Here is a 26,050-nt window from a genome sequence, read left to right as displayed (position 1 = left end):
TGAACACCCCGCTGGAATGCGAGGTTTGCGGGGCCGGGTCCACATCGGCCGACCGCCCTCCGCCGTGCCGCCGTACCGCCGCCCTCGCACCGCGGCGGTGCTACGGCGGCGCTGCTGTGCCGCGGCCCGGGCCGGGCACCGCGTTGTCAGTGCGGCTTGGTAGAACTGCGATCACCACCGAGCGCACCCATTTCCGTCACAGGAGCGGCCGTATGACCATCAACGACCATCTCGCCACGTTCTGTCGGCTGCCCGCCCGCACCTTCCCCGGTCCCGGTGCGCCGGCCGACAGCCTGCCGGACGCCGGGTCGGTCGCGTGGCGGATCACCAGTGACGTCTACGACGCGGACGAGGACTGGGCGGACGCGTTCGCCCGCTTCCTCGACACGGTCGACACCACCGAGGTGCGGGCGCTGATCGTCGGCGCCTGGCAGGAGGCGTACGACACCGCCCCGACCCGGATCGTCGAGGCGCTGATCGCCGCCCGGGACCGGCTCCCCGCGCTGCGCGGGCTGTTCCTCGGCGACATGGTGATGGAGGAGTGCGAGATCTCCTGGATCAACCAGACCGACGTCACCCCGCTGCTGGAAGCCTTCCCCGAGCTGGAGGAGTTCGGGGTGCGCGGCGCCTCGGGCCTGGTCTTCACCGGCCTGCGCCACACCGCGCTGCGCAGCCTGACCATGGAGAGCGGCGGCCTGCCCGCCCAGGTGGTGCGCGGGGTGGGCGCCTGTGACCTGCCCGCCCTCACCGACCTCGACCTGTGGCTGGGTACCCCCGACTACGGCGGCGACAGCGAGGTGGCCGACCTGGCGGGCATCCTGTCCGGCACCCGGCTGCCGAGCCTGCGCCGGCTGGCCCTGCGCAACAGCGAGATCCAGGACCAGGTGGCGTCCGCCGTCGCCGACTCCGCGGTGCTCGGCCGGCTGGAGGTGCTGGACCTGTCGATGGGCGTCCTCACCGACCAGGGCGCCGCCGCGCTGCTGGACGGGGCGCCGCTCACCCACCTCAAGAAGCTCGACCTCCACCACAACTACCTGACCGGACCGCTCCGCGACCGCGTCCGCGGCGCCCTGGAGCCGGCCGGCGTCGAGGTCGACCTCGACCGCGACGACGCCGACGAGGACAAGGACGACGACGGCACGGTGTGGCGGTACGTCGCCGTGGGCGAGTGACCGGCGTCCCCGCGCCGGCCGCCGGCGCGCGGTTCGCGGTCGTCGGCAACCCCGGCAACCGCCGCGTCACCCTGTTCGCGGACGCCGTCCGCGCGGCCGGGCTCCCCGCCCCGCGGGTGGTCCCCTGGGCGGACGTACTGCGGTCCGGGGGCGCGGAGTTCGCCGCCGGGGAGATCGTCCGGATCGACTCGCCCGGTGAGGATGCCGAGGTCGACCGGCTGCTGCGAGGCCCGGGGGAGCCGACCCGGGTGGCGGGCTCGGCCCGCTGGTACGCGGGGTTCGTCGCCGCCCTGGACACCCTGCGCGGGGGTCTGCGGCTCGACGGCCCCGACGAACTGGCCGTGCTCTTCGACAAGCGCCGCTGCCACGCCGTGCTGGACGCGGCCGGGGTGCCGGTGCCCGCCTCGCCCACCTCGGGGCCCGGCGCGGCGCCGGTGCGCGGCTGGGACGACGTGCGGGCGCTGATGCGTGAGCACCGGATGCACCGGCTGTTCGTCAAGCCCGCGCACGGCTCCTCCGCCTCCGGGGTACTGGCGGTCGAGTCGGCGGGCGGCGGCCGGATCCGGGCGACCACCTCGGTGGAGCGCGCGGCCGACGGCACGCTCCACAACTCCCTCAAGGTCCGCCGCTACACCTCGGAGGCGGACATCGCGGCGATCGTGGACGCGCTCGCGCCGGACGGACTGCACCTGGAGCGGTGGCTGCCCAAGGCCTCGCAGCAGGGGCGCACCGCCGACCTGCGGGTCGTCGTGGTCGCCGGCCGCGCCACGCACGCGGTCGTGCGCACCAGCCGCTCGCCGCTCACCAACCTCCACCTCGGCGGCCGCCGCGGGGACCTGGACGAGGCGCGAGCCGCCGTGACGGCGGCCGGCGCCCGCTGGTCCGACGTGCTCGGCGTCTGCGAGCGGGCCGCCGCCTGCTTCCCGCGCACCCTGTGCGTCGGCGTCGACCTGCTGCCGGCCACCGGCTGGCGGCGCGCCGCGGTCGGCGAGGTGAACGCCTTCGGCGACCTCCTGCCCCGGCTCACCGGACTGCCCGGCAGCGGCGCGGAGGGCCAGGACACCTACGCCACCCAGGTGACAGCCGCACTGCGCCACCACCCCCGCACCACCGCTGCGCCGCCACCACCCCGCACACAGCCCCACCCGCAGAAGGACACACCCCATGCCATCGCCCGCCCCGGCCGCTGAGCCGGACATGAACGAGGTCGTCGGCAGCCACGACCTCCTCCTCGTCACCCTCGACACCCTGCGCCACGACGTGGCGGCGGAGCTCGCCGCCGCGGGCCGGCTGCCCCACCTCTCCCGTCATCTCCCCGGCGGCGTCTGGGAGAAGCGGCACGCCCCGGGCAGCTTCACCTACGCCTCCCACCAGGCGATCTTCGCGGGCTTCCTGCCGACGCCGGCCGCGCCGGGCCCGCACCCCCGGCTGTTCGCGGCGAGCTTCGCGGGCAGCGAGACCACCGCCCCCGGCACCTTCGTCTACGACACCCCCGACTTGGTCTCCGGCCTCGCGAAGGCCGGCTACCGCACGGTGTGCGTCGGCGGCGTCGGCTTCTTCAACCGGCAGGGCCCGCTGGGCTCGGTGCTGCCCGGCCTGTTCGACGAGGCGCACTGGGAGCCGGAGTTCGGCGTCACCTCACCCACCTCGTTCGAGAACCAGGTCGCCCGCGCGGAGCGGATCGTGAGTGAACTCCCGCACGAGCAGCGGCTGTTCCTCTTCGTCAACGTCTCCGCGCTGCACCAGCCGAACTGGTTCCACCTGCCCGGCGCCACCCGCGAGGCAGGCGACAGCCGGGCCACGCACGCCGCCGCCCTGGAGTACGTGGACCGGCACATCGGCCGGCTGTTCGCCGCCGCGAGCAGCCGTCGCCGCTGCTTCGCGATCGTCTGTTCCGACCACGGCACCGCCTACGGCGACGACGGCTACACCGGCCACCGCCTCGGCCACGAGTCCGTGTGGACCGTGCCGTACGCCCACTTCCTCCTGGACCCTGCGGAGGCCGTCCGATGACCACCGCGACCACGGCGAGCCCGTACCAGAGCTACGTCTACGCCTATCCGCACAAGACCGCCTACCGCCGGCTGCCCGACCGCCCCGCACTGCGCGACCTGTGGGCGGACGAGCCGAAGGACGCGCTCTCCCTCTACCTCCACATCCCGTTCTGCGAGGTCCGCTGCGGCTTCTGCAACCTCTTCACCCGGATCGGCGCCCCCGACGGCCTGACCGGCGCCTATCTCGACGCCCTGGAACGCCAAGCCGGAGCCGTGCGCGAGGCGCTGGGCGACGGTGGCCCGGTGCGGTTCGCGACGGCCGCCTTCGGCGGCGGCACCCCCACCTTCCTGACCGCAGCCGAGCTGACCAGGCTCTGCGACATCGCCGAGCACCGGATGGGAGCCGACCTACGGGCCGTGCCGCTCTCCGTGGAGGCCTCGCCCGCCACCGCGACCGCCGACCGGCTCACCGTCCTCGCCGAGCGCGGCACCACCCGGCTCAGTCTGGGCGTGCAGAGCTTCGTCGACTCCGAGGCGCGGGCGGCCGTACGTCCGCAGCGCCGCGCGGACGTGGAGGCGGCGCTGTCCCGGGTCCGCGAGGCGGGCGTCCCCGTCCTGAACATCGACCTCATCTACGGCATCGACGGCCAGACCGAGGAGACCTGGCTGCGCTCCCTGGACGCGGCCCTCGCCTGGCGGCCGGAGGAGCTCTACCTCTACCCGCTGTACGTCCGCCCCCTCACCGGGCTCGGCCGCCGCGCCGGTCCGGACGGCGACCCGGCCTGGGACGAGCAGCGGCTGCGCCTGTACCGGACGGGCCGCGACCACCTCCGCGCGCACGGCTACACCCAGCAGTCGATGCGCATGTTCCGACGCGCCGACGCCCCGCCGCAGGGCGCCGACGACTACGCCTGCCAGACCGACGGCATGATCGGACTGGGCTGCGGCGCCCGGTCGTACACCAGGGACCTGCACTACTCCTTCGACTACGCCGTGGACATGCACGAGATACGCGGGATCATCGACGACTACGTCTCCCGTCCGGCCGGGGACTTCGCACATGCCGAGATCGGCCGCCGGGTCGACGCGGACGAGGCGCGGCGCCGGCACCTGCTCCAGTCCCTCCTCCAGGCGGACGGACTGCGCCACGACGCCTACCGGGCCCGGTTCGGCACCGCGCCGGACGCGCACTTCGGCGCGGAACTGGACCGGTTCGCGGACCGCGGCTGGCTCGCCGACGACGGGACCGTACTGCGCCTCACCCCCGAAGGCCTCGCGCACTCGGACGCGATCGGCCCCGAGCTGTTCTCTTCCGCGGTCCGGGCGGCCATGGCCGCCTACGAGCGGAAGTGACCGCGCCGCCATGGACCTGACCCTGCTCTACCGCGGCCCGCTCGCCTCCTGCGACTACGACTGCCCGTACTGCCCGTTCGCCAAGCGGCGCGACTCCACCGACCAACTGCGCGCGGACCGGGCCGCGTTGGAACGCTTCACGGAGTGGGCCGGGGCGCAGACCGAGGACCGGCTGTCGGTCCTGTTCACGCCCTGGGGCGAGGGGCTGGTCCGCTCCTGGTACCGGCGGGCCCTCGTGGAACTGTCCCACCGGCCGCACGTGCGCCGGGTGGCCATCCAGACCAACCTGAGCTGCCGAACCGACTGGCTCGCCGACGCCGACCCCGGCACGCTCGCCCTGTGGTGCACCTACCACCCGGGCCAGACGCCCTACGACCGGTTCCTCGCCAAGTGCCGGGACCTGGCCGCGCGCGGCATCCGGTACAGCGTGGGGATCGTCGGCCTCGCGGACCACCTGGACGCGGCCCGGCGGCTGCGCGCGGACCTGCCGGACCACGTCTACCTGTGGGTCAACGCGGCCGAGGGCCACACCTACTCGGACGCGGAGGCCGCCCTCTGGACGGACCTCGACCCGCTGTTCCCCTACAGCCGGAGCCCGCACGCCAGCGCCGGACTGCCGTGCCGGACGGGCGAGTCGGTTATCTCCGTGGACGGGGCGGGCACGGTCCGCCGCTGCCACTTCGTCCCGGCGCCGCTCGGCAACCTCTACGACGGTTCCTACCGCGCCGCACTGCGCCCCCGGGCCTGCCCGCTGGCCGTCTGCGACTGCCACATCGGCTACGTCCACCTGGAGACGCTGCCGCTGTACGACGTGTTCGCGGGCGGGGTCCTGGAGCGCGTCCCGGCGACCCGGCCGGCCGTCTCCAGGTAGGGGAGTGACAGCCGCGACCGAACCAGTTCCTTTTCCACGGGCCTTGACCGATGTCTCGAACCGGGTCGTCGAACAATGGCCGGAGCACAGGAGTGAACCTGCGGAAGGACTACGTTCACCAGCCCGAGCGCACCCTGTCCGTCGCGGGGGTCCGGTCTCGGTGCCTGGCACCCGCTTCAGCGCCGCGGCGCGGGCGGCTCCGCCGGCGAGCGGTTGTTGCGGCCCGGCGTCCCGCTGGTCTCGGCGTGTGGCGCGCCGACGACGAGACGCAGTTGCGTGAGAAGGTCCTCGGAACCCTGCCGATGCGGCCGTGGGCGACCGCGGTGATCACCGCGGTGCAGGCGCACCCCAACGAGCCGGGCCCGGCCGTGCGCTGATGTCCGCGAGGCGTCATGAGGAGGGTGGCGGGTTGTTCACGCGCGACCCACCCCCACCCCCGTCCCCTCCACTGCCGCAGCCCCGCTCACGACTCTTCCGACGGAACGGAACACAGTGGTCCGAATCGGTTGGTGTGTCGGAGACACCCTGGTGAAAGCGGTACCCCCACGGTCGGACTCCAGGGATAGGGTCGGCGCTGGCGTAGTGGCGGTCGGCTGAGGGGAGTTCGCAGTGGTGGGGGGGACGCCTAAGGACCGTGGTCGGCTTCCGGCGCTGTCCGCGCCGCGGTTCGTCGGCCGGGACGGTGAGCTGGACGCGCTCGAGTCGGCCGTCCGGAGCGCCCCCGTGGTCGTGTTGATCGAGGGGGAGGCGGGCATCGGCAAGACCCGGCTGCTGCGTGAGTTCCTGGCCGCCCAGGAGGAGCGGGGGCGGCAGGCTCTGGTCGGTGCCTGTCCTGAGTTGCGGGTTCCGTACACCCTCGGCGCGGTGGTGGACGCGGTACGCGAGGGTGTTGACAACGTTGCCGGTCTGGGGCTGAGCGGGCTGGGAGGGGCGCTGCGGCCCCTGTTTCCGGAGTGGGCCGACGACCTGCCTCCGGCGCCCGAGGCCCTGGAGGACGCCACCGCGGCCCGGCACCGTCTGTTCCGGGCATTCATCGAGATCCTCGGCCGGCTGGACGTCTCCGTCCTCGCCTTGGAGGACGTCCACTGGGCCGATGAGGCGACGCTCGAGTTCCTGCTGTTCCTCGTCTCCCGCCGGCCGCAGCCGGTGAGCGTGGTACTGACCTTCCGGCGGGACGAAGTGCCCTCGGCCTCGCTGCTGCTGCGGCTGTCCTCGCGGCTGCCGTCCGACGCCCACCTGGTCAGACTGACTCCGCGGTCGCTGGATGTGGCGGCGACGGCCTCGTTCGTCTCGTCGATGCTGGCCGGCGAACACGTGTCGAACGAGTTCGCGGCGTTCCTGCACGCGCGCACGGAGGGCGTGCCACTGGCGGTGGAGGAATCGGTGCGGCTGATGCATGACCGTGCCGATCTGGTCCGCCGGGACGGCGGTTGGGCGCGGCGTCGGCTGGAGCGCATCGAGGTTCCGCCCACGATCCGCGACGCCATGCTGGAACGCGTGCAGCGGCTTCGCCCCGACACCCGCACCGTTCTCTACGCGGCGGCGGTGCTCTCCGGCCCGGCGGACTACGCGACCCTGCTCGCGGTCACAGGTCTGCCGGAGGAGCGCTTCGCGGCACAGGCGGCCGAGGCGCTCGGCAGCGGGCTGCTGCGCGAGGACAGGTCAGGGCAATGGTCGTTCCGGCACCCGTTGGCGTCCTATGCCGTGTACGACGCCATCCCGGCCGGCGACCGACGCGCCATGCACCTGCGGGCGGGCCGCGACATGGAACAGTGGCCGGTGCCACAGGTGGCCCAACTGGCGCGCCATTTCAGACTGGCCGGGGACGCGCCGGCCGCGTGCCGGTACACGGAGGAAGCGGCCGACCTGTGCATCCAGTCCGGTGACGTGGCCACCTCGGCGTTGCTGATACACAGCCTGGTCGCCATCGTGTCGCTCCCCGCCGCAGCGCTGGTACGTCTGGTGACGAAGATACAGTTCCAGGCCCTGTCCGGTGCCGACCCGCACTCGCCGGTCGTCGCATCGCTGCGCGCGGCCCTCGCCGGCCAGGTCCTCACACCGGTGGAGCAGGCGTTCGTCCGTTTCCAGGTCGGCCGGGTCCTCATGGCCGCCGGCGAGATGGACGCGGGCCGCAGCGAAATCCTCGTCGCGGTGCGGCATCTGCCGCTGGGATCAGCGGAGTTGGCGCGTGCCCGCATCCTGCTGGCGTTGCCGCTGGGCAGCCCGCGGCCGATCTCGGAGCACCTTCGATGGCTGCAGGAACCGCCGCTGCTGGCACAGTCGATCCCTCCCCTCGACCGGCTCCGCCTGTCGGTGGATCGCGCTTTCGCGCTGCTCACGCTGGGCGAGGAGGCGGGATGGACCGCCGCCAGGGAGATCCCGGACGCCGCCCTGGATCCCAGGGCGGCGTCCATCGTGACGATAGGCCACACCAACGTCGGCGAGGAGGCGACCCGGTGGGGACGGTACGAGGAGGCGGATGCCCGACTGGCCAAGGCCAGGACCCTTGCCGAGCGTCACCTTCTCCTGGACTACCTCGACAGCATCGCGTCCTCCCGGGCACACCTCGACTGGTTCACCGGTACCTGGTCGGGACTGGGCGAGTGCACCGCACGCCTGATCGGCGACGCCGGCGGCGTACGGCTCAAGGACCGGTGCGAGGCGGCACTCGTCGCAGGCCTGCTCCAGGCCGCCACCGGAGACCGGGAAGAGGCGAGGGAACAGCTGCGATTCGCCGGACGCGACGACCAGCAGCGTATCGAGGCCACGGCCGCGCTGGCCCAACTGGCCCTGCACGAAGGTGATGTGGAGGAAGCGCTCCGACTGACCGACCAGATCGCGGAGATCGCCGTGGGCGGCGGCCTGTGGTCGCGGACCGTCGAGTTCACGCCGGTGCGCACCGCGACCCTGCTCGCCGCCGGCCGCCCCGGCCTCGCCTCCGAGGTGGCGAACGCCTTCGCCCAGGCACTGGGCGACCGGGACGCGCCGGCTCCCCAGGCGTCGTTGACGCTGTGCCGCGCGCTCCTCGCCGAGGCCGACGGCCGCCTGGCGGAAGCCTCCACACTGTTCGTCCGCGCGGCCGCCGCGTGGGAGGCACTTCCGCGCCCGTACGACGCGCTGCTCGCCAAGGAGCGCGCCGCCCGCTGCCTGCTCGCGGACGGCCGGGACGACGACGCGCTGCCCGTGCTGATGGACGTCGCAAAGGCGCTGACGGAACTCGGCGCTCACAACGACGCCGACCGGGTCGTACGGCTCCTCGCGGGGCGAGGCGGGAACACCCTCACCGTGACGCGCGGGCGGGGCCGTCCCGGATACGGCAACCGGCTCTCGCCGCGCGAGCTGGAGGTGACCCGGCTGTTGGTGGAGGGGCTGACCAACCGGCAGATCGCCGACGCCTTGACGGTATCGGCGCAGACGGTCGCCAGCCAGGTCAAGTCGGCCATGCGCAAACTGGACGTGACCTCGCGTACGGCACTCGCGGTCCGGGTCGTCGAGTCGGGCCTGATCGGTGACCCGGCCGTACCGCCCCTGAACGACGAGTGAATTCCGTCGGCCCGGAGAAGCGGACGACGAAAAAACGCCAGCTGAACGACGCCATTAATTCCCGCATCTGACCGATCGTGCCGCAAGCCGGCACGATCGCACACTCGTTGCCATGCCTTCCGCCGTGCCACCGACGCCCGAGCCGAGAGACGACCAGTCCGAGCCGGTACTTCCTCCGCAGGAGGACCAACCCGTGCCGACCGGAGAGCCGTCCGAGGCGGCGGGCGTCACCACCGACCACGGCGGCGGGTCCGGTGCCGACGACGACGCCGAGTACGAACCGCTCTGACGCGGCAGTCCGTGCCACGAGACGCCGGGTGCCGCGGGTCCGTCGGAGGGCCGCGGTGTCCTCGGACCTACGAGCGGCTCACACCCACCCGCCGCGGACCTGCGGCCCGAACCTGTGCCCAGGATCCACGTCGTTCCTCACAAGGGAGAACTCTCAGATGAGGTCAAGCCCAGGCAAGCGCGTTCACAGACGCTGGGGCGCGGTGACCATCGGCCTCGCGGTCTTCGGCGCGCTCGTGACGCCGACGGCCCACGCCGCCGAACCGGCCCCGCAGCCGGAACCGTCCGGTGTCGCACGGACGAACACCCCGCAGGCCGCCGCCGGAGACGACCTGGCACGGGTCGTCTCCGCGGCCGGCGGATCCGTCCCGGTCACGCTGGTCACCGGGGACACGGTGGATGTCGGAGTCGACGACCACGGCAAGCCGGTCGTCCGCGACACCGACATCGCGCCGAGGCCGGACGGTCTGCCGGTCGTGCTCCACACCCTCACGCGACAGGGCAGGGTGTACGCCGTGCCCGACGACGCCCTCGTCCTGGTCGGCCAGGGACTGCTCGACTGGTCGCTGTTCGACCTCGACGAGCTGGTGACACTCCATGCGGCAGGCAAGGGCGACACGGTGCCGGTGCTCGTCACGTACACCGACTCCGCCGCGAGCGCCAAGACGCGCAAGGTCGCCGGAGCCCTCGGCGGACGGGCACTGCCGAGCATCAACGGCCGCTCGCTGAAGATCGACGACAACGGGCAGTGGTGGCAGGGAGTGCGGGGCAAGACGGCTTCCACCCCGGCGACGGCCCGGTCGGCCGGTTCCCTGGCCGGGGTCAAGAAGGTCTGGCTCAACGGACTGTCCCACATCGACCTGGAGCAGTCGGTACCCCAGATCGGCGCACCCGTCGCCTGGAAACGCGGCTACGACGGCACCGGCGTGACCGTGGCGGTACTGGACACCGGTATCGACGACACCCACCCGGACGTGTCCGCGAGCATCGCCGGGGAGGTCGACTTCACCGGCAGTCCCCACGGCGCCAAGGACGGGCACGGGCACGGCACCCACGTCGCCTCCACGGTCCTGGGCAGCGGCGCAGCCTCCCACGGCCTGCGCAAGGGCGTCGCACCCGGCGCCAAGCTGCTCGTGGGCAAGGTCTGCGACGACGAGGGACAGTGTCCCGACGACGCGATCATCGCGGGCATGGACTGGGCCGCCCACTCCGGTGCCAAGGTCGTCAACATGAGCCTGGGCGGTGAGCCCACCGACGGCACCGACCCCCTGAGCCAGGCGCTCAACGAACTCAGCCGGTCCACCGGAACCCTGTTCGTGGTCGCGGCCGGCAACTCCGGGTTCGTCGCGCAGAAGGTCGTCGCCCCCGGCTCGGCCGACGACGCGCTGACCGTGGCCGCCGTCGACAAGAACGACGCGATGGCGACGTTCTCCAACCGGGGACCGCGCATCGGAGACGGAGCCGCCAAGCCCGACATCGCGGCCCCGGGCGTCGACATCACCGCGGCCCGCGCCGCGGGTACGACCATGGGCACGCCGGTGGACCAGTACTACACCACCGCCAGCGGAACCTCGATGGCCACGCCCCACGTGGCCGGCGCCGCGGCGATCGTCGCCCAGCAGCACCCGGAGATGAGCGGTCAGCAGATCAAGGCGCTCCTGATGGACACCGCCGCCGATCTGGGCCACGACCTCTACGCCCAGGGCGCGGGCCTCGTGGACCTCGCGACCGCCACCAACCCGCAGATCGTCCCGAAGGGGAACCTGAACTTCGACCGGCTGGCCTACCCGCAGCCGGCGCTGACGAAGAAGATCACCTACACCAACAGCACCGACAAGGCGACCACGCTGCACTTGACGCTGCCGGTCACGTTCGGCGACGGCAGACCCGCCCCGGCAGGGTTGTTCACCCTCAGCACGGACACGGTGACCGTCCCCGCCAACGGGTCCGCCGACGTCTCGGTGACCCTCGACCCCACGGTACTGGGCACCGCCGGCCCCTACGGCAGCTACAACGGGGTCCTGAGCGCCCGTGACGACTCCGGCGCGATACAGGTCGACTCCCGGACCCACACCTTCGTCGAGGCGCAGAAGTTCCCTCTCACCGTCAAGATCGTCCCTCCGGCCGGCGCCACGGACGTCCGCTACGGCACCACCACCCTGATGCCGGTCGACGACCAGGTCTACCTGCACTCCGGCCAGATCTACGAAACCGGCGCGGACACCGTGACCGACCAGCTCTTCCGCGGCACCTACGCGGTGCAGACGTCGGTCAGCTGGCGGACCGCGGACGGCACCCTGCAGCAGGCCGCACCCACGGCGCCGGAGGTGAGCCTCACCAAGGCGACCACGGTCACGCTGGACCTGCGCAAGGCCAAGCCGCTGACCGTGCAGTACCCGGAGTCCACCGAGACGTACAACGCGGTCGACACCGTCAACCGGGTCTCCGCGACCGGAGCATGGACGATGGGCACGACGCTCAGCTACGACTACAGGGCCGCCGGCCCGAACTGGTGGGTGCTGCCCACCGGCAAGGTCACCCAGGGCACCTTCACCCACGACTTCTACAGCTCGGCCGCGACCGCCGTCACCACCCTGCGTGCCACCGGCGGCGGCGCCTCCACCGGCCTCTCCGCCCGCTACGTGACCCCGAACGCGGCACTGTCCGAGACACAGGCATGGCTGCGCGACAACGGGGACCCGACCACCCGTGAGGCCTCGATCCCGGTTCCCCGGCTGCCGGTCAAGGGAGACCTGCCGGTGGTGTACGCCGGATCCGGGTCCGCCGCCGAACTCGCGCAAGCCGGCGTCCGTGGCAAGCTCGTACTCCTGACGCCGACCGACATCTGCCAGGGCACCTGCGACTACGCGACGTTGCGGGACGACCGCGTGGCCGCCGCCTCCGCCGCCGGAGCCGTCGGCGTGCTGGTCGCCGCACCGGGCCTCACCTCGCTGGGCCGGCCCTCGGACTTCGACCAGTGCCTGGACGGACCGCAGAGCTGCCCGGAGATCCGGACGTACGCGGCACTGCCCATGGTGAGCGTGCCCTACGCCGACGCCGAAGCGCTGATCCAGCGCATCAGGACCGGCGGCCCGCACGTCCGCATCAGCCTCGGCGGCAGCGCCGTGCCGACGGTGTACGCGGCCACCTACCACGACAACGGGCAGATACGGCAGACCGCTTACCGCCTCGGAAAGGACGACCTCGACCGGGTCGACCTGTCCTTCCACGCGTCACAGCCCGGCGTGGTCCACCAGTTCAGCTGGAAGCAGCCCATCCAGGGCGTCAGCGCCTCATCGCTGGTGTCGCTGCCGCAACCGCGCACACAGCAGGCCATGACGGTCTTCGTGAAGCACGAGGACGACGCCATCAGCCAGTTCACCGCCTCGTGGGCCGCGACCGGAGCGGACCACTTCCTGGCGCACAACCGCCAGGAGACGAACGACGTCGTCCTCACCGGCAGGAACGAGATCCACTGGAACGCGGGGCCGTCCGTACCGGGCGCCGCGCAGCAGGTGCGGACCAAGTCCGGCTTCTCGGTCCCGACCGGACCGTGCTCGGGCTGCCGGCAGGGCGACACCTTCTACCCCACCCTGTACCTCACGGGCAGCGGTGGCGGCCGCCAGGCCCTGATCGGCATCACCGACGACGAACTCCTCCAGCACGACTTCAGCGACCTCGCCTCCTGCGGCACGAGCCCCTCACCCGTCGTGCCGAACCTCGACTACACCTGCGACTTCGACCTGCGGAACGCGTCGGGTGCCGCGATCGAGCGGCACACGCAGCACCTCCCCGACCAGGACTGGACGAGCCAGTGATGGCACCTTTCACCGCGAAGGAGACCGATTCGATGAACATCCCGGTGCCATCGGCACGGCGCCGCAGGGGGGCCCTCATGCTGCTCGCAGCCGCGGCGGTGATGGTGCTCTCCGGCTGCAAGGGCGGCGACCTCGTCTCGTACGACCTGCCGGCGAAGTCCGCTCGGTACACGTTCGAGACGAACACCGACGGGGTCAAGACGGTGTGGCACTACACCTCTGCGACGGCGACCAAGGACGACGCGCCGACACAGAGCCCGTGCATCGGTGAACTGGTCGGCAGCAACCAGGCGGCCTGCCGCCCGGAACCCCTGATCTTCCTGCGCTACGACCTCGGCCTGGCCCTCGACAACACCGCCAAGGCCGGGGAGGACCACCAGGTGACCGTCGTCGGCTACTACCAGCAACGCCTCACCGACCTGCCCGAGGTGACGTCCCTGAAGGCGGAGACCACCCTCGACGGCGGCAGCACCTGGCACCCGGCGACCACCAGGGCGACCGGTGAGAACACGTTCACCACCACGATCAAGGACCCCCGGCGGGACCAGGCCGCCAAGGGCGTCGGACTGAGGATCAGCGCGACCGACAGCCAGGGCGACACCGTCACCCAGACCATTCCCACGGCGTACACCCTGCGCTGACGGCACCCGTCAGCGTGACCCGAAAGGGCGGGGGCGGCACAGATTCCGCCCCCGCCCCGCTCGTGCCTCTGGTGCTGGACGGGCCCCGCGCCGGCGGTGGCTGTCTCAGAGCCAGCCGCGGAGGGCCGCCTGCCAGGCGAGCTGCATCCGGGTCGTGGCTCCGGCGAGGGTCATCATCCTCTGGATGTGGCGCTGGATGGTGCGCCTGCTGAGCCCCATCTGACTGGCGATGGCCTTGTCCGCGATGCCCGCCACCAGCAGCGAGAGGATGCGGCGGTCGGTGCCGGAGAGCGGTTCGGCCGCCTGCACGGCGGCGATGTCGGTGATGGTGCCCGCGGTGCTGACGTCGAGGGGTACCGCCGTCTCCCAGTAGCGTTCGAAGAGCGAGGTGAGCGCCTCCAGGAGACTGCTCTCGCGGACCAGGGCCGCGGTGGGCTCACCGGGGGAGCCCTGGGGGCCGCCGGGCACCAGCGGGCAGATGGCGATGGACCGGTCGGCGACCGCCAGCCGCAGCGGCAGATGGGGCACGCTCCGGGCGATCTCCCCGGCCTGCACCCCCTCGATCACGTTGTCCACGGCGTGATCGTCGTCGAAGAACGCCTGCTCGTACAGGACGCGGTAGCGCACCCCGCGGGCCAGGGCGTCGTACTCCGCGCGGTTGCTGCCCGACGGCATCGCGACGTACTGGGCCTTGCAGAACCAGAGCATCTCGTGCCTGGCGTTGTCCTGCATCTGCCGCAGGTGCTGCCGCAGCGACTCGGCGCCCGTGATCACCTCGATCAGCTGGCCGGCGTCCTGGCGGCGCCGGGCGCTGCGGTACACGTCCAGCAGATCGGTGACCGTGCTGCGGGCCTTGTCGAGTTCGTCGGTACGCCGTTGCAGCCGGGGCAGCAGCGCCACGTCCGGGGGCACGGCGGAATACTGGGGCGGCACGTGGCCGGTGGGGCTGGCGAGTCCCTTGGCGGTCAGGGCCGTCAGCACCGCCTCCAGAGTGTCCTGCGGGAGTTCGCTCTGCTCCGCCAGTTGGCGCGCCGAGGCCGTGACCGCTCCGACCAGGAGGCGGTACACCGTCTCCTCGACGGCCGTCAGCCCTGCCGCCTCCAGCATCGGCGATCCCTCTCCGTCCCTCGCGGGGCAGCGGCCGCCGGTGCCGAGCGCACCGGCGGCCGCAGCTGCCCGTTCTGCTGCCTCACCAGGTCACTGCCGCGCGGCGGAGCCCCGGTGGAGGAAGGCGCGGTCGATCGTCTGCCGGACGCTGTGCCCGGCGTCGTCCGCCGCTGTGACCCGCAGTGTGACATACGAGTTGCCGCGTACCCGAGACGGTCGTTCGACGGTCGCGGTGAAATGTCCGACCTTTCCACGGGGTGTGGAGGTCTGCGCCGTCACCCAGGTCCTGCCGTCGTCATAGGACGTCTCCACCTTGAGCTTCGTGCCGTGCGGGGCGGGCAGGCCGTCGGGCATGCGGACGGTGAACCCCAGCGGGTACGTGCGCTGCGGGCCCACGGCGTTCTCGGCGTCCACGGGAACCGCGTAGTCCACCTGGAGCAGGGGAAGCAACGTGGGGCTCGCGGTGGTGTCCGAACCGAAGGACCAGGAGGTCTCGGTGTGGGTGCCGAAGCGCCAGTCGTCCGAGTCGCGTCCCGTCGTCAGGTCCAGCCGGTAGCCGGCCCGGCCCGCCGGAACCTCGAAGGCGCCCCACGCGCCGGTGTCGGAATGGGCGACCCGCTGTCCGTCGCGGTACAGGTCGGCGACCGTCGTGTCGCCGGTACCGGACGCGCGGGTGCCGATGCCGCCGAGGCTGTCGCTCTCCGCGAAGGACCAGTGGCCGGCGGCGTCGGTGAAGTCCGGGACGTACAGGGAAAGGGTGTCGCCGTACCTGGTGGAGGCGGGCCAGCCGGCCACGCCCTGCGGGACGGACGGGCGGACCGGGGCGGTGAACCATCGCTCCGTGGCCTGCTGTCCGGCCCGGTAGGTGTGGGTCGCGTCCCGCATGCCGACCTGGAGCGGGAAGTCCTGGTCCAGGACGGTGTCGTGATGGACGACGTGGTTCCAGAGGGTGTCGCCGGCCGTCACGTACTCCACGCGCTCCCGGCCCACGGGGACGTTGCGCGTGTACTGGTTCCACGCGGTGTCCTGGTACGGCCGCCAGGCGAAACGCTGCTCACTGGCCCAGTCGGAGGCGCCGGTGCGGGCGTAGGTGGCGTGGACGACCGCACTCTCGTGTCCGGAGACGGTGTACACCAGGTGCTGCGGGACGCGCTGACGGGACACCTGCATGACGTCATAGAGGTAGGGGCTGCGCACCGTGCCGGTGAACCGGACCTGGGTGGCGGCCCGGCCGATCCGCTTGAGGATCGCGGTGCCGTCCGCGTTGCCGGCGCGCATGACGGGCAGGGCGAGGCGTGCTCCGTCCGGGCTCCAGCGGGTCCACGGGTAGAAGCCCTCCGGCACGACGAGCATCAGAGCCTTGGCACCGGCGTCGGCTGCGGCCCGCGCGAGGGCGGCGTCGTCACCGAAGTCGTAGCGGATCACGGCCAGTCTGCCGCGTACATGGGCGGCCTTGAGGTCGGCGGCGGTGCCCGTCCCTGCGTCCACGGCGGTCAGCCGGACGCCCTTGTCGTTGAACACCGGTGACGTCGGCAGGTAGTAAGGGCTGAACGACCGCGAACTCCCCTGGGTCGTGGCGGTCAGTTGGGGGGCCGTCAGCTGCCAGCGGGAGGCGAACTCGAAGGTGCCGTCCGTCACCGGCGCGGTGGGGCTGACGTAGATCCGCTTGGCGATGTCGAAGTACATGACGCCCTGGATCAGGCCGTTCCCGTCGATCTGACGGTACGTCTGATAGCTGAGGGCGCCGTGCTGTTCGGACGGGCGCGGGGTACGGATCTTGACTTCCGTCACCTTCGAGGCGTCGAGGGTGACGGTCGAGTCCTTGGTGACCCGCACCTGGGGGTTGATCACCTCGCGGAGTTCCTGGCCGTCGGCCGCGTCGTCCAGGGTGCCGAAGCTGACCTGGTAGGTGCCCTCTGCGACGTCGGCGACCGCCGGGTCCAGGCCGGAGTACTGGACGAAGCCGTCGGCTCCCCAGATCGTCGGGGCGGCCTGCGGGATCACCTTGCCGTCGCGGTCCTTGGCGATCACGGTGAGCCGGTGCAGAGGCGCGTGCACGACCAGGGAGAGCGTGGTGTGGGCGAGCGCGGTGCCGTCCGGTCCGGTCGCGGTGACGTAGCCGTAGTAGGCGCCGCGCGTGGCGTGCGCGCCGTCCGCGCGGACCGGGACGTCCGCCGAGGCACCGGCGGCGAGACGGACGGTGCCGGCGCCCAGGCTGATCACGCCGTCGGCGAGGGCGACACCGTTGTCGCGGGTGAGTGAGGCCGACAGCCTGAGGTCGAGCGGGTGGTCGCTCTCGTTGGTGTAGTGCAGGGTCGCCACCTGCCGCGGTCCGCCCGCGTCGGCGGTCTGGAGCGCGGGCAGGGTGACGGAGCCGGTGGCCGTCAGGTCCCCCATGGCCGCGCCGATGTCGATGCGCCCGCCGCCCTGTTCGGTCACCTTGGTGCCGGAGACGAGGTGGGCTGTACTGATGAGCGCGTCCTTGAGCTGCGGCCCGCTCCACTCGGGGTGCCGCTGTGCGAGGAGGGCGGCGGCCCCGGCGACGTGCGGTGTGGCCATCGACGTACCGGACGCGGCCGTGTAGTAGGTGTCCACCGGGGTGCCCATGGCCGTCCCCGAGGCGCGGGCCGCGACGATTCCGACACCGGGCGCGGTCACGTCGGGCTTCACGGCCTTGTCGCCCGGACGCGGGCCGCGGCTGGAGAAGGGCGCCAGGGAATCGTCCCGGTCGACGGCACCGACGGTGAGCGCGGCGTCGGCCGCACCGGGCGCACCGATGGTCGAGGCGCCCTCTTCCCCGGCGTTGCCCGCGGCGACGACGAACAGCGTCTGCCCGGAGGCGGACAGGGTGTCGACGGCCTGGCTCATGGGATCGGTGCCGTCCGAGGGGGCGTCCGAACCCAGGCTCATGTTGACGACCTTGGCGTGCTCCGCGGTCGCCCACTCCATGCCGTCGATGACCTGCGACTCGGAGCCGTACCCGTCGTCGCCCAGCACCTTGCCGATCAACAGGTCCGCCCGCGGCGCGACCCCGCGACGGGTACCGGAGGACGCTGCTCCGCTGCCGCCCACGATCGACGCGACGTGTGTGCCGTGCCCGAAGTGGTCGATCACGTTGCCGCTGTCCGAGAAGTCCCTGGACTCGGCGATCCGGCCCGCCAGGTCCGGGTGGCCGGCGTCCACACCGGTGTCCAGGACGGCCACCTTGACGCCCTGACCCTCGAAACCGGCCTTCCATGCGGCGGGCGCGCCGATCTGGGCCGTGCTGCGGTCCAGCGCCGGTGCCACCCTGCCGTCGAGCCACACCCGGGGGGTCTGCGCGATCCGGGCGGTGCCCGCGGGGCGCAGGGTCTTCCAGAACGCGCCGAGGTCGTCGTCGTCCACCCGCAGGGACGTTGCGTCGATGCTCTGCAGCCGGCGCTCGGGGACGGACGCCGTGTTGAATGCGGAGAGCCGGTCCGCGGTCGTCGCCACGGCCTTGCGGCTCGCCGCCGTCCGGGCCGCCGCACCGACCGGCTCGGGGGAGACGATCAGCGGCAGCGCCGAGGTGCCGGCCTCGTCGTAGCCCTGGGCGATGAGGCCGGTGACGTCGAAGAGGCGCCGGTCCAGGGTTCCGGCGGCCACCAACTCCGCTGCGTCGGAGGGGAGTACGGTCATCGTGCCGTCGTCCTGCTCGTACGTGCGGAAGACGATGTCCCGGCGGCCCGGACCGGGCACCACCGAGGCGGTGCGCCGGCCGTCGCTGCCGGGTGTCACCGTCACCCGGTCACCGGTCACCAGCCGTACAGTGGACGGCGACCTGCCGGCGCCCTTCGTCTCGGGCGTGCCGGGGGAGGACGCCCGCGCGGAGGCGGACGACAGGCCTCCCGTGGTCAGTACCAGTGCCGTTGATATCGCCGCCGTCAGACGGATCCATGCCATCAGCCACACACCTTTCGTGCAACGCGTGATCACGCGCTGTTCGAAAGAATCTGCTGAGCGGATCGCCATGTCACGGGCCCATGATGTCGCGACTGCGACATGTCCCAACTGCGCCACCGCGCGGGGCCGGAGGTCGGTGCCCGCGGTCGCCGCCGCGAGGGGCGGGGGTCCGCCCCACCCGCGAAGCCGGCCCCGCGGCCGACTGGACCCGGGGGATCTCGGGGCCGGCGGCGAAGCGGGTCGCGAGGTGCCGGACCGGCCCATCGACCGCCCAGCCATGCCCGGCCGGCGTCATCGGCCGCTCTGCGGCCGCTGCCTTCGCGCCGCCAGCGGGGTGCCACGGCACTTCGGCGGGCTCACATCGAACCGTTTCGGATCGCGTCACACGTCCTCCCGACCCCGCTGCGCACGGAGCCGGTTGGTCCTCGGCGGTCAGACGCTGGTCGCTCGCCGGCGGGTGGGGCTCGTGCCGGTCGCGTGGCGGAAGGACGCCGCGAAGTGCGATGGGGTGGCGAACCCGCACCGGTAGCCGATCTCGGTCACCGACAGGGCGGTGGTGGCCAGGAGTCGTTTCGCCTCTGTGATGCGCAAAGCGATGAGATGGCGCCATGGCGACAGCCCGGTGGCCTCACGGACGACCTGGGCCAGGCGGGCTTCACCGATCCCTGCCAGGGCGGGGAGTTCCCGTAGGTCCGGGTCCTGGCCTACCGGCTCAAGGGCCAGGTCGGTGAGGATGCAGCCGATGGCTATCGACTGGTCACCACTTTGCTGGACGCCCGACGCTATCCGGCCCGGCAGCTGGCCGCGCTCTATGCCGAACGCTGGGAGATCGAGTCCGTCTTCGCCGAGATCAAGCCCCACCAGCGCGGCGCCCGAGTCGTCCTCAGCAGCAAGACGCCCGATGGTGTCCGTCAGCAGATCTGGGCACATCTGCTGGTCCACCACGCACTGCGCGAGCTCATGCTGAGAACGGCCGCCACCCGTGGCCTGGACCCCGACCGGGTCTCCTTCACCGAAACCCTGCGCTCCGCCCGGCGCAGTGTGACTGTCACGCCGGGCAGTTTTTCCCCTGACCTCCTGGTCCGGGCCCTGGTCATGCTCCAGCAGGACCTCCTGGAACGGCTCCTGCCCGCCAGACGCCTGCGCAGCCAGCCCCGCGTCGTGAAACGCGAAGACGTCCAACTACCAGCTCAAACGGGCTGAACACTCTGCCTGTCCACAACCCACCCGCACCGGCACACAAGCCGTCCTCATCACAAGACCCCAACCCGCAGACCCGCAACGCAACGGCATTGCCCCTAGGTGTGCAGCGACGGCCTCCCGCCGGGGTGTGCGTCCGGGTGTGGGCCGTAGCGCATCAGGCGGGTCGGGACGGTGACGCGTCGGGACGCGGGGGGCTCGGTGTCCTGGTGGCTGAGGCGGTCGATGAGGAGCTGTGCGGCCTGTCGGCCGATGTCGTCGGCGTCGTAGGAGACGAGTGTCAGCGGGAGGCCGAGGACGTCGGAGAGGTCGAAGTCGTCGAAGCCGGCCAGGGGGAGGTCCGTTCCGGCCTTGTAGAGGGCCCTGATCGCGCCTTGGGTGATGCGGTTGTTGGTGCAGAACAGCGCTGTGGGGCCGTCCGGAAGGTCGAGGAGTTCGCGGGTCGCCCGCTCGGCGGCCGCAGCGTCGACGAGGCCCTGCCGCACCAGGGCGCCGTCGGGCTCCACCGCGGCTTCCTCGTGTGCGGCCCAGAACCCGCGCAGCCGTTCGGCCCCCGTGTAGAGCGCCGGCGGATTGCCGAGGAAGGCGATGCGGGTGTGTCCTTCCGCCAGGAGGCAGGTGACGGCCTCGCGGGCACCGTGGAAGTCCTCGACCAGCACACAGTCGGTGTCGAGTCCGGCAGGCGGCCGCGCGGCGAGGACGACGGGCACATGGCGCATGGCGTCGGCCAGGTGCCGCTGCCTACTGCCGGCGGGGACCACGATCAGGCCTTCGACCCGGTGATCGACGAGACCGTTGACGAGACCCGGTTCGAGCTCGGCCTGTTCGCCGCTGTTGCTCAGCAGCATCCGGTAGCCGTGTGCCGTGAGGACCTCCTGGACCCCGAGCGCGAGACGCGAGTAGAAGGGGTTGGCGAGGTTGGTGACGACGAGGCCGATCATGCCGCTGCCGCCGAGCCGCAGGCTGCGCGCGGTCTCGTTCAGGCGGTAGCCGAGACGGTCGACCGCGGCGAAGACCCGTTCGCGGGTGGCCTCGGAGACCCGGGGGTCGTTCTTGAGTACCCGCGAGACCGTCATGGCGCTGACCTGCGCGAGTTTCCCGACGTCCTGCATCGTCGGCCCGCCGCCGCGGCGAGCGCTCATGCCCCTTCTCCTTTCCCGCGTCCCCAGTGGCGGCCTTCTGACCTGATCGGCCCTCAAGGCGCCGTACCGGCTGTGTCGCGTGCCCACTGGGCGGCCCCGATCAGCGGTGCCTCCGCCGGCTGCCTGGCCGGCAGCACACGCACACCGATCCCGCCGGCCCCAACGAGTCCGGCGGAGAGCGGAGGGTGGATCAGGTCCCACGACCGAGCCATGGAACCACCGACCACCACGGCCGTGGCCGCGAAGCGGACGAGCCACGGGGCCAGTACCTCGCCAAGGCCGGCAAAAGCGTAGCGGAACGCCTCCCGAGCTGCCGGGTTGCCCCCTCTCGCCAGGGCGGCGATCTCATGGACGTCCGGCAGGCCGCGGTCCTTCGGGAGGCTGTCGAGACCGGCGTAGTGGGCGCGGATGGCACGGCGTGAGACGAGATCCTCCAGCGGCCGGTCGCGCACGGTCAGACGGTGCACGTGACCGTCGGGAGGAACCTGTGTGTCGTCGTGCACGGGCAGGCCGTTGCGCAGGAACGAGGAGCCCACACCGGTGCCCAGCGTCAGGCACACCACGCGCTCGTGCCCCGCCGCGGATCCCGCGTGATGTTCGCCGATCGCGAATGCGTCGGCGTCGTTGAGGAAACGCAGGCGTTCGGCTCTGTGGCCCAACCGCTCGCGCAATCCGGCCCCGACGTCGACACCGGACAGGCTTTCGAACTTCCCGATGCCGGTGAACCGGCCCACCCCGGTGTCGTAGTCGAAGGGGCCGGGTATGGCCACGCCCCAGCACGGCCGGTGCTCGGCGGGCAGTTCGAGGGCGGCCAGGGCGATGGTGTCTAGGATGCTGTCGGCCGCGGCGCCGGAGCCGAGGGGCCTGCGCAGCACCGAGGACGGAACGGGACGTCCGGTCGCGGGATCGACCAGGGCGGCGGTGACATGGGTGCCGCCGATGTCGAGGACGGGGACGGACGCACCGGCCCGCGGGAGGACGGCGCTGGTCACGGCTCGACCACCAGGGCCTTGACGACGTGCACCTCGGCGCTGCCCACCGGGCTGATGCGGTACGGCCCGGCCGCCGCGGGCACGGTGACGGTCTCCGCGAAGGCCAGGAAGTGGCTGCCCGCGTCGCGCGTCTCGATGACGACGCCCTGGCCCGCGGCGACGTTGAGGATGTGGAAGCGCCCGGCGGTGTCGTCGGCGACGTCGGCCTCCGGGGCCACGACCAGGCGGTGCACCGCGTAGAACATCTCCGGCAGCGCGCCGATGACCTCCTCGCGCCAGCCCTCACCGGCACGCAGCGTGCGCGGCTGCTGGACCAGGTCCTTCGTCACGTCCTCTCCGCGCCGCGTGGTGTCGAGGTTGGCGAAACCGTGTGCGTAGGGGAGGGGCCGGGAGGCGCCGGCGGCGTCCTTGCGGAGCCAGTCGTAGAAGCGCAGGGAGTAGAGGTAGGGCGTCGCGCTCACCTCCAGCACCAGGTTGCCCGCGCCGGAGGCGTGCGGGGTACCCGCGGGGATCATGAACAACTGGCCGACGGTGGCCGGATGGGTCTGGACGTGGTCCTCGACGGGTATGGGGGTGCCGTGCGCGATGGCGTCCTGGACCTGACGGCGCATGACGTCGGGATCCGCGTCCTCGGTGAGTCCGAGGAGGATCCGGGCGCCGGGCTCGCTCGCGGTGACGTAGTAGGTCTCGTGCTGGGTGTAGGGCCAGCCGAAGACCTCCCTCATGTAGTGCTCCTGGGGGTGGCAGTGCAGCGAGAGGTTGCCGCCCCCGACGGTGTCGAGGTAGTCGAAGCGGATCGGGAAGGAGGTGCCGAAGGCACGGTGGACCTCTTCACCGAGCATGGCCTGCGGATGCAGGACGCAGAGCAGTTGGAACGGGATCTCGACCTGCGGCCCGCTCCGCTCGCCGATGAGGACTCCCGCCTCGGGAGCGATCAGTTCGTAACCGAGGGCGGTGTTGCCGGCCTGCGGGGTGAAGCCGAGTTCGCTCGCCGCCCACTGGCCGCCCCACGGCGTGGAGTTGAAATACGGGCGGGTGCGTACGGGGCCGCGCACCAGGTGTTCCAGGGTGCTGCGCAGGGCGGCGCCGTCCAGGGAGGCGGGGGCTGACACGTCCTGCATGTCGATCCACCTGTCGACCCGGGTCGCGTGTGCGTCGCGGTGCCGGTCCAGCACGGGCCAGTCGGTGTAGAACAGCCGTACCAGATCGCCGGGTTCACCGGGACGTGCCAGGTTGACGCCGACCGGGAGCCGCCCGTGCGCCACGGCGGCCTCGGCGTACCGCTTCGGCAGGTCCGCGTACCACAGCACATCCGGCTCGCACAGTCCCGCGCCGGGGCCGAACACCACCACGATGCCCGCGTCCGGGAGCCTGTCGGCCCGGGGGACGACCCCGAAGAGGTCGCGGACCCGTGCCTCGGACAAGGGGGTGAAGAAGGGGTCGTCGGCAGGGACGGGCCGGGCGGCGACGCGGTCGGCGGCCGCCGGTTCGTAGTGGTGACGCACGTCCACCAGTCGCACTTCCCGCCCTGCGGAGCGGACGGCCGCCGCGAGGCCGTCGGCCAGGGCGTCCCAGTCCAGGGCGGCGGGGCCGTCCACCGACAGCACGAGCGGTCCGGCGGGCAGACCGGCCACAGCAGCCGGCCAGCCTGCGACCACCTGCCCTTCCACGGGCTCGTAACTGGGGTTGGCATCGTACGAACGAGACGTCGACGGCACATCTACTCCTCATCGGGGTTCCGCGTGCAAGTTAACGATAACAATGGATGGTTGGAGGCGTCCAACTTCCCGCACGCGCTGGATGCTTCTTGTCTATGTGGCTCTGAACTGTTGATATGCCCGAAGATATCCGCTGGTTGAGGCTCGGGAAGTCGGCGGCCGTCGAATGCCTTCGGCATGTTGTCGTTAACCAGCGGAACGGGCATGCCCGCTGCAGATGGTGGGTGGCCCGCAGGCCGTGGTCCCGGCACGGTCGCCGGATCGGCCGTCAACGCTCGGGTCGACACCGCGGGGCGGTCGCCTCCGCGGTGTGACCGGGGTGGGGTGGGAGTGGACCTGCTACGTCGGTGACGTCCCCGGGATCCGACGATCCCGGACGCGATCCGTCAGGGCGCGGCCGGACGGTGATGCGTCACGGCCGGACACTCCGGTCCTCGAACTCCCGGGCCCTCGGACCGCACCGTTTCATCGACGGCCCGCCCACATCAGGTCGTTTCGACGACGCTGTCCAAGGCGGCCCATGTCTCCTCGGCCAGGTCGACCGCGGCCCAGCGGGCTGCCGCACGTACTTCGTCGCCGGAGCGGAACCCTGCCACCACACACGCCACCTCGGGGCTGCGCAGGGGGAAGCGTACGGCGGCGTGGGGGAGGATCGTTCGGTGCCGGGCGCACACCTCGACGAGACGACGGACGCGGTGCAGCACGGCCGCGGGGACGGGGCCGTAGTCGAAGGTGGCGTCGGCGGCCGGGTGAGGACGGCTCAGGAGGCCGGAGTTGAAGGGGGCCGCGGCGACGACGGACGTACCTCGTGCGGCGCACGCGTCGAGCAGCGGTCGTGCGGTGCGGTCGAGCAGGGTCCACCGCCCGGCCACCATGACGGCGTCGATGTCCGTCTCGGTGACGGTCCGCAAGAGCGGGCCCACCGTGTTCGCACCCACGCCCACGGCGCCGACGACTCCCTGGTCGCGCAGGTCCAGCAGTGCGGGGATGGCCTCGCCGACGGCGGTGCCCAGGTGATCGTCGGGGTCGTGGACGTAGACGATGTCGACGCGGTCCAGCCCCAGCCGGTCCAGACTGGCCTCCAGGCTCCGCAGCACGCCCGTGCGGGAGTAGTCGGGGCGGCGGGTCAGGGTGTCCGGTACGGCGAAGCCGCCCGCCGCCAGGTCGGACCCGGTAGGCGCGGGGTGGGGTGCCAGCAGCCGTCCGACCTTGGTGGAGACGGCGAACTCCTGCCGCGGCCGGCGGGCGAGTGCCGCGCCCAGGCGCCGTTCCGACAGGCCCAGGCCGTAGTGCGGTGCGGTGTCGTAGTAGCGGAGTCCGGCGTCCCAGGCGGCGTCGACCGTGGCGTGGGCTTCGTCGTCGCTGATGGCGGTGTAGAGGTTGCCGAGCGGAGCGGCACCGAAGCCCAGGGCGCTGACGGGCACCTCCGTGCGGCCCAGCCGCGTGACGTTCATGCCGGGATTCCGTACCAGTGCGCGGCGGTGCTGCCGAGGACGGCCTCGCGTTCCGGGGCACTCAGGTCCTCGCACAGGGCATCGGCCACGGCGAAGACGTCGTCGTAGCCGGCTGCCAGGAGACAGACCGGCCAGTCGGATCCGAACATGACGCGGTGCGGCCCGAAGGCCGACCACAGTACGTCGGTGAAAGGGCGCAGCGCACGGACCGGGTCAGCTCCGGACGGCGTCCGGGTGACGAGACCCGACAGCTTCACGGCGACGTTGGGGCAGGCGGCCAGATTCCTCATCTGGGCGGTCCAGGCGTTCAGGCCCGCTTCGCTGGTCACGGGATTTCCGGCGTGGTCCAGGACGAAGCGCACGTCGGGCAGCTCGCGTACCGTCGTGACCGCGTCGGGGAGTTGGTCGGGGCGCACCAGCAGGTCGTAGGAGAGGCCGGCCGCGGCGACCGCGCGCAGGCCGCGACGGACGTCCCCGCGGGACGTCCAGTCGGACACCGGTTCGTCCTGGACACCGTGGCGGATTCCCACGAGCGCCGTCCCGCCCGGAGCGTCCCGCAGCTCGCGGAGGCGGTCGGAGACCGCCGGATCGGTCAGGTCCGTCCATCCGACCACGGCCTTCACGTGCGTGTCCCCGGCGGCCAGCGCGAGCAGTTCCCCCGTCTCCTCGGCGTCCGCCATGGTCTGTACGACGACGGCCGTGTCGACGGCGTTCCGCTCCAGCAGCGGCCTCAGGTGCAACGGGGCGAAGCTGCGGTGCAGTTCGGGCAGGCCGTGGGTCCAGGGCTGGTCACGGACCGCCAGGTCCCACAGGTGGTGATGGGCGTCGATACGCAT

Annotated in this window: 18 protein-coding genes; 10 read left to right on the top strand and 8 right to left on the bottom strand. The window is 72.1% G+C overall.

Translation table 11 applies throughout. From position 1 onward, the window contains the following. Positions 1 to 212 precede the first annotated feature (212 nt). From AB0472_RS10140 to AB0472_RS10100, 9 genes are all read left to right on the top strand, one after another. On the top strand, positions 213 to 1,172 hold the full coding sequence (locus AB0472_RS10140) for an STM4015 family protein (RefSeq protein ID WP_366355052.1): 960 nt from the start codon (positions 213 to 215) through the stop codon (positions 1,170 to 1,172). Beyond that, positions 1,169 to 2,362: an STM4014 family protein gene (locus tag AB0472_RS10135; protein ID WP_366355051.1), complete on the top strand. Its 1,194-nt coding sequence runs from the start codon at positions 1,169 to 1,171 to the stop codon at positions 2,360 to 2,362. Before AB0472_RS10140 ends, AB0472_RS10135 begins: the two co-directional genes overlap by 4 nt. A 7-nt stretch (positions 2,363 to 2,369) precedes the next feature. Then, entirely contained in the window at positions 2,370 to 3,185 is an 816-nt protein-coding gene (locus tag AB0472_RS10130) for an STM4013/SEN3800 family hydrolase (RefSeq protein WP_366355193.1), read from the top strand. Further along, entirely contained in the window at positions 3,182 to 4,519 is a 1,338-nt protein-coding gene (locus tag AB0472_RS10125; protein WP_366355049.1) for an STM4012 family radical SAM protein, read from the top strand. Before AB0472_RS10130 ends, AB0472_RS10125 begins: the two co-directional genes overlap by 4 nt. A gap of 10 nt (positions 4,520 to 4,529) precedes the next feature. Then, positions 4,530 to 5,390 carry an STM4011 family radical SAM protein gene (locus AB0472_RS10120; RefSeq protein WP_366355048.1) on the top strand — a complete coding sequence of 287 codons (861 nt, stop codon included), beginning with the start codon at positions 4,530 to 4,532 and terminating at the stop codon, positions 5,388 to 5,390. 245 nt (positions 5,391 to 5,635) lie between these two features. Further along, positions 5,636 to 5,767: a hypothetical protein gene (locus AB0472_RS10115; protein WP_366355047.1), complete on the top strand. Its 132-nt coding sequence runs from the start codon at positions 5,636 to 5,638 to the stop codon at positions 5,765 to 5,767. Between the two features lie 235 nt (positions 5,768 to 6,002). Further along, entirely contained in the window at positions 6,003 to 8,933 is a 2,931-nt protein-coding gene (locus AB0472_RS10110; protein WP_366355045.1) for an AAA family ATPase, read from the top strand. Between the two features lie 491 nt (positions 8,934 to 9,424). Beyond that, positions 9,425 to 13,039 (top strand): S8 family serine peptidase, encoded by a 3,615-nt coding sequence (locus AB0472_RS10105; RefSeq protein ID WP_366355043.1) that lies wholly within the window; start codon positions 9,425 to 9,427, stop codon positions 13,037 to 13,039. 77 nt (positions 13,040 to 13,116) lie between these two features. After that, a complete protein-coding gene (locus AB0472_RS10100; protein WP_366355041.1) occupies positions 13,117 to 13,680 on the top strand; it encodes a hypothetical protein in 564 nt (187 codons plus the stop codon). 105 nt (positions 13,681 to 13,785) lie between these two features. On the opposite strand, the gene AB0472_RS10095 is transcribed toward AB0472_RS10100, so the two are convergent. From AB0472_RS10095 to AB0472_RS10085, 3 genes are all read right to left on the bottom strand, one after another. Then, positions 13,786 to 14,787 (bottom strand): helix-turn-helix domain-containing protein, encoded by a 1,002-nt coding sequence (locus AB0472_RS10095; RefSeq protein ID WP_366355039.1) that lies wholly within the window; start codon positions 14,785 to 14,787, stop codon positions 13,786 to 13,788. Positions 14,788 to 14,877: 90 nt separating this feature from the next. After that, the gene (locus AB0472_RS10090) at positions 14,878 to 18,708 is read right to left on the bottom strand and encodes a S8 family peptidase (protein ID WP_366355038.1); all 3,831 of its coding nucleotides are present in this window, start codon (positions 18,706 to 18,708) and stop codon (positions 14,878 to 14,880) included. Between the two features lie 432 nt (positions 18,709 to 19,140). Further along, positions 19,141 to 19,569 carry a helix-turn-helix transcriptional regulator gene (locus AB0472_RS10085; protein WP_366355036.1) on the bottom strand — a complete coding sequence of 143 codons (429 nt, stop codon included), beginning with the start codon at positions 19,567 to 19,569 and terminating at the stop codon, positions 19,141 to 19,143. On the opposite strand from AB0472_RS10085, the gene AB0472_RS10080 reads away from it, so the two are divergent. Then, positions 19,474 to 19,911 carry a transposase gene (locus tag AB0472_RS10080; protein ID WP_366355034.1) on the top strand — a complete coding sequence of 146 codons (438 nt, stop codon included), beginning with the start codon at positions 19,474 to 19,476 and terminating at the stop codon, positions 19,909 to 19,911. The two genes, AB0472_RS10085 and AB0472_RS10080, sit on opposite strands and share 96 nt — an antisense overlap. Before the next feature lie 95 nt (positions 19,912 to 20,006). Here AB0472_RS10080 and AB0472_RS10075 read toward each other — a convergent pair whose 3' ends face one another. The 5 genes from AB0472_RS10075 to AB0472_RS10055 all read right to left on the bottom strand — a co-directional run bounded on the left by AB0472_RS10075 (position 20,007) and on the right by AB0472_RS10055 (position 26,050). Continuing rightward, positions 20,007 to 21,050 (bottom strand): LacI family DNA-binding transcriptional regulator, encoded by a 1,044-nt coding sequence (locus AB0472_RS10075; RefSeq protein ID WP_366355032.1) that lies wholly within the window; start codon positions 21,048 to 21,050, stop codon positions 20,007 to 20,009. A 53-nt stretch (positions 21,051 to 21,103) separates the two neighbouring features. After that, positions 21,104 to 22,042 carry an ROK family protein gene (locus AB0472_RS10070; RefSeq protein ID WP_366355030.1) on the bottom strand — a complete coding sequence of 313 codons (939 nt, stop codon included), beginning with the start codon at positions 22,040 to 22,042 and terminating at the stop codon, positions 21,104 to 21,106. Further along, the gene (locus tag AB0472_RS10065) at positions 22,039 to 23,760 is read right to left on the bottom strand and encodes a hypothetical protein (RefSeq protein ID WP_366355028.1); all 1,722 of its coding nucleotides are present in this window, start codon (positions 23,758 to 23,760) and stop codon (positions 22,039 to 22,041) included. The genes AB0472_RS10070 and AB0472_RS10065 overlap by 4 nt, the downstream gene beginning before the upstream one ends. A gap of 485 nt (positions 23,761 to 24,245) precedes the next feature. Further along, on the bottom strand, positions 24,246 to 25,214 hold the full coding sequence (locus AB0472_RS10060) for an aldo/keto reductase (RefSeq protein ID WP_366355026.1): 969 nt from the start codon (positions 25,212 to 25,214) through the stop codon (positions 24,246 to 24,248). Further along, positions 25,211 to 26,050 (bottom strand): amidohydrolase family protein, encoded by an 840-nt coding sequence (locus AB0472_RS10055; protein WP_366355024.1) that lies wholly within the window; start codon positions 26,048 to 26,050, stop codon positions 25,211 to 25,213. Before AB0472_RS10055 ends, AB0472_RS10060 begins: the two co-directional genes overlap by 4 nt.

This window comes from Streptomyces sp. NPDC086777, assembly GCF_040702065.1.
In the GTDB taxonomy this organism is placed as follows: Bacteria; Actinomycetota; Actinomycetes; order Streptomycetales; family Streptomycetaceae; genus Streptomyces.
Note: the sequence above shows the minus strand (reverse complement) of the source record. Positions and strands in the feature narration are given on the sequence as shown.